Below are 4,749 nucleotides of genomic sequence, written 5' to 3'. Positions count from 1 at the left end.
TTTATAGCGTTATGGTCTTTCACCGTTCGCTAAACGTAAATTGATATCAGCCACGACTTCCGGTAAATCTGCTATCGTATCAATTTGATAGTGAGTACCTGAGGTGCTAAACGCTTTCTTTGCTTTTTCACGTGCAACCGCTAATGCCGCTTCATCTGCCGCTTCAAATTGTGTTTGAGTTAAACCAGCCTCGTTACCAGAAAGCAATAGTGCCACAGTCCACATACCAGCATTTAGCCCTTCACTAATACCGGGAACAGAATCATCGACTTTAATACAAGTGGTAACATCACCTAGTCCTAATTCCAGCATATTTTTTAATACCATAAAGGCTGCAGGGCGACCACCAACCTCAAGATCATCGGTAGCAACGACATAATCAGGCGTAAAACCATTATGGTTAAGTGAAGGTAATAGTGCATCCAGTACCGCACGTGGATAACCTGTACATGCGCCAATTTTAATACCTTGATCACGCAAGCCAGCGACTACATATTCAGTGCCTGGGATCAAATCAGCGTGCTCACCCACTTTGGCTATTTGTAATGGCATGAACGTATCGTAAATCGTGTCAATATCAGATTCATCCATTTCACGACCAAACTGTGTTTGCCAACGTTGTGCCACTTCAGGCAGTTCGCCAACCGCTTTGATGTGATCCCACTTTCCTAACCCCATCGGAACTCGTGCTTCTTGCAGTGAAATATCAAAATCAAAACCACGACGAAATGCTTCAACAAAAATGGTTGTTGGTGCAAATGAGCCAAAATCAACAACGGTTCCAGCTAAATCAAAAATCACACCTTGGATCTGTTTCATTTTCTATCCTTTTAAATTTTCACATCAATTCAGTTAATAATGACTTCACTAATAGCTTGTTCGACGATATCTAAAGCACGAGCAAGCTCATCACGTTCAATAATCAATGGTGGGCTAAGTTGTAATACGTTACCTTGCGACACTTTAAAGCTCAGACCGAGATCTAAGCAGCGATACAACACTTGCTCTGCTGCATCATAAGCACGTTGTTTAGTTTGCCTATCTGTGACTAGCTCAATGCCCCATAACAACCCTATTCCACGTACATCACCAATAATTGGATAACCTTGCTGCATTTGTGCTAATCGCTTCGACACGTAATCTTGATCTTGTTTAACTTTCTCAAGCAGGTTATCCGTTTCAATCACATTGATGGTGGCAAGAGCGGCGGCACACCCAATCGGACTTTTCTCATGGGTATAATGTCCCAGCGATATATCAGCCGCTTGGTTATATTTATCCTTGGTGATCAAGGCTGCAAAAGGCACAACACCGCCACCTAATCCTTTACCGATACAAAGCATGTCGGGCTCGATATCAAAAGCTTGATGTGTAAACCAATGTCCTGTTCTTCCCATGCCGTTAGGAATGTCATCGATAATTAACATGACATTATGCTTATCGCAGATCTCACGCACGCGCTTCCAGTAGGCTTTCGATGGTATTTGAACATCGGTATTACGTAACCCCTCGGCAATAAAAGCACCGATGCCACCTTCTTTTTCAATCACGTATTCAAGGTAATCGGCATAATGCACATCGCTATTGTCATCACGAGGAAAAGCGCCACGGTAAATCACAGGTGGCGGAATACGCTCAACGCCAGCCATTAGTGGCCCCATTCCTTGACGAAAACACGCTTCACCACCAACAGAGATAGCATCTAGTGATGCACCATGAAAAGAATCCCAAAGTGACACCACTTTTGAATTACTGGTTACCACTCGTGCAAGTTTTAACGCCATACCCACCACTGATGTTCCGCCGGGCGCAAACAACACTCGGTTTAACTCTCCACCAGCAATTTCTGTGAGTTTTTTGGCGCAATCAATAGCGGTTTTATGGGTAAATCGACGTGGTGCGAACGGCAATTCAAGCAACTGCTGTTGAATTCGCGATAACACTTGAGGATGTCCATAACCCAATTGATGAACGTTATTACCATGAAAGTCCATGTAGCGTTTACCGCTAAGATCTTCAATATAAATTCCTTCCGCCGCTGCTAATACATTCATGCAAGGCGTGGACATGGATTGATGTAAGAAATATTGGCTATCTTGCTCTAACATAGCCTCGGTTTGCGGTGAATTTAGCGTTTGATACCACTGCTTTCTTGCTTCAGTCGTATTGGTATCACCTTCACTGCGTAAATACATCGCATCGGTTGGATGATGCGTCATTACGATGCCGCCTTCTGCCAGAACATAGTGCGACGAATAGCATCAATTAAACGGTATATATCGTCGTTATGAACATCACCGATATTGCCAATACGAAAACAATCCGCATTCGACACCTTACCCGGATAAATCACAAAACCTTGTGCTTTAAGTAAGCGATAGAAGTGGTTGAAATCATAATCCGTATCGGTTGGAGAATAAAAAGAAGTAATGATCGGAGAATGAAGAGATTGAGCTAGTAAACAACGGAAACCTAATGCTTCCATTCCTTCAACCAATATGCGCTGATTAGTAACATAACGTTGATAGCGTGCCGCAACTCCGCCTTCTTGTTCAAGTTCTAACATCGCTTGGTAAAAAGCGCGTACTGTATGTGTTGGAGAAGTAAAACGCCATTTACCATGATTTTTCTCCATACAATCCCATTGATCATACAGATCCAATGATAATGAGCGAGCTTGCCCCTGACATTTCAGCAGCTCATCGCTTTTAGCGATGACAAAGCCAAACCCCGGTACGCCTTGAATGCATTTATTTGCTGAACTGATCATAAAATCCACGCCCAACTCACCTAAGTCCATTGGAATACCACCAAAGCTCGACATAGCATCTAAGATCATGATCTTATTGTGTGATTTCACTAAATCACAAACGGCTTCTATAGGATTAAGCATCCCTGTCGTGGTTTCACAATGCACCATTGCAACATGAGTAATTGCACTGTCGCTATCAAGCAAAGCTGCAATATGTTCAAGATCTGGCTGCTCAACTTCATTTAACTCAATGACATGGTGATCAATCTTAAGATACTGTGCAATTTGACCAATACGTTTGCCATAAGCACCATTATTAATCACTAACAGTTTGCCATTCTCAGGCATTACTGTGCCTATAGTCGCTTCAACTGATGCACTACCACTGCCCTGCATTAATACTGAGGTGTAACCCTGATGATGCGTTGCCAAATCCACCAGTTTGGTACGGATCACTTCAACAATTTCTTTATTGTAATCATCATCCCACGTACACCAATCTTTCAACATCGCTTCACGAACAGTTTTAGTGGTTGTTAATGGCCCAGGTGTTAGTAGCAAGTATTGATTTGTCGAGTTTTCCATTTCGATCTTCCATTTGGACTATACCAGATATGAAAACTATAACGACTTAAAAACGATACTGTAAATGCCCTAAGATAAGAGTTAATAAAAGATTCATACTTACCATCCTCCTGTAATACTTTTCACTCTGTTGGTCATATAAACCACATAAAACCGACTTTAAATTGCAACGAAGTAATCATCTAAGCGTCATAAACACACTCTAGCATCGTAATGGCTTACAAACTGGTACATACCAAAAAGTCATCTTGAGTAAGATTTACATAATCATGGAGATACGATAATGAAGAACCGTTGGATGCTAGCCCCTCTTGCTGCTATCACCGCCCTTTCAGCTACTCACGCTTTTGCCGCAGAGGAACTAACGGTATACAGTGCGTTTGAAACTGACATGCTTGCGAAATTTAAAAATGGCTTCGAAAAAGCAAACCCAGATATCAAAATCAAATGGGTACGTGATTCAACGGGGATCATGACAGCTAAGCTATTAGCAGAAAAAGATGCGCCACGTGCTGATGTGGTATGGGGCTTAGCTGGCTCATCAATGGCACTACTGAAAGAAAATGGCATCTTGAAACCGTACTCTCCAAAAGGTTTAGCTAACGTTCGTCCATCTCTGGTTGACCCTCAAGCAAACAAGGCATGGTTTGGTAATGATGCATTCTTTAATGCCGTCTGTTATAACGAAGTTGTTGGTAAAAAGCTTGGTTTAACAAAACCAGAATCTTGGCAAGATCTGCTAAAACCTGAATATCAAGGCCACATTGCGATGCCTAACCCTGCATCTTCTGGTACGGGTTATATGCAGGTTTCAGCATGGCTACAAACAATGGGTGATAAAGCAGGTTGGGAATACATGACCAAGCTGGATAAGAATATCGATCACTACACACATTCAGGTTCTAAGCCTTGTGTACAAGCAGCACAAGGTGAAGTAGCCATCGGTATTTCCATGGCTATTCGTGGTGCAACATTGAAGTCACAAGGTGCACCAATCGACGTTATCATGCCTAAAGGCGGTGTGGGCTGGGAAGCAGAAGCAGTTGGCCTAGTTAATGCAAATTCAGCGGCAGCGAAACGCTTAGTCGATTGGTCAATTTCACCGGAAGCAAACAAACTATATAACGAATTCTACCCTGTTGTTGGTCTTAAGGCAGAGTCGAAGCCTGTGCCTAACTACCCAGATGTAGAAAAATCCATGGCTAAATTAGATTTCTCAAAAATGGCTTCATCTCGTAAAGCTGTTTTAAAGACTTGGTCTGAAAAGTTTGACTCAAAATCTGAGCCAAAGTCATAGTCATATCCCCATCACAATTAAAGCCGAGCTGTCGAGCACATGATGTGACCCCATAAAGTTGGACATTTCGGTTAAGCGGCTTGTAAGGCCTGATTTCGATATTCAATCGGAGTCA

At 42.5% G+C, this 4,749-nt stretch carries 4 protein-coding genes; 1 reads left to right on the top strand and 3 read right to left on the bottom strand.

What is annotated here, in order from left to right:
• Positions 1–9: 9 nt before the first annotated feature.
• From phnX to phnW, 3 genes are read right to left on the bottom strand one after another with little or no spacing between them, the layout of a single operon-like run.
• Complete coding sequence (gene phnX, locus E5A76_RS05705; RefSeq protein WP_161118363.1) at positions 10–819, bottom strand: phosphonoacetaldehyde hydrolase; 810 nt, start codon at positions 817–819, stop codon at positions 10–12.
• Positions 820–848: 29 nt separating this feature from the next.
• A complete protein-coding gene (locus tag E5A76_RS05700) occupies positions 849–2,219 on the bottom strand; it encodes an aspartate aminotransferase family protein (protein WP_161118362.1) in 1,371 nt (456 codons plus the stop codon).
• Positions 2,219–3,337 carry a 2-aminoethylphosphonate--pyruvate transaminase gene (phnW, locus tag E5A76_RS05695; protein ID WP_161118361.1) on the bottom strand — a complete coding sequence of 373 codons (1,119 nt, stop codon included), beginning with the start codon at positions 3,335–3,337 and terminating at the stop codon, positions 2,219–2,221. Before phnW ends, E5A76_RS05700 begins: the two co-directional genes overlap by 1 nt.
• A 283-nt stretch (positions 3,338–3,620) precedes the next feature.
• On the opposite strand from phnW, the gene E5A76_RS05690 reads away from it, so the two are divergent.
• Complete coding sequence (locus tag E5A76_RS05690) at positions 3,621–4,634, top strand: putative 2-aminoethylphosphonate ABC transporter substrate-binding protein (RefSeq protein ID WP_161118360.1); 1,014 nt, start codon at positions 3,621–3,623, stop codon at positions 4,632–4,634.
• Positions 4,635–4,749: the final 115 nt, after the last annotated feature.

Origin of the sequence: Photobacterium lucens, from assembly GCF_009873615.1 — a bacterium.
GTDB lineage: Bacteria > Pseudomonadota > Gammaproteobacteria > Enterobacterales > Vibrionaceae > Photobacterium > Photobacterium lucens.
This window is presented reverse-complemented; position numbering and strand designations above follow the sequence as displayed.

Coding starts and splice junctions, on each gene's coding strand:
- phnX (WP_161118363.1), bottom strand. CDS start 819: ATGAAACAGATCCAAGGTGTGATTTTTGATTTAGCTGGAACCGTTGTT.
- E5A76_RS05700 (WP_161118362.1), bottom strand. CDS start 2,219: ATGACGCATCATCCAACCGATGCGATGTATTTACGCAGTGAAGGTGAT.
- phnW (WP_161118361.1), bottom strand. CDS start 3,337: ATGGAAAACTCGACAAATCAATACTTGCTACTAACACCTGGGCCATTA.
- E5A76_RS05690 (WP_161118360.1), top strand. CDS start 3,621: ATGAAGAACCGTTGGATGCTAGCCCCTCTTGCTGCTATCACCGCCCTT.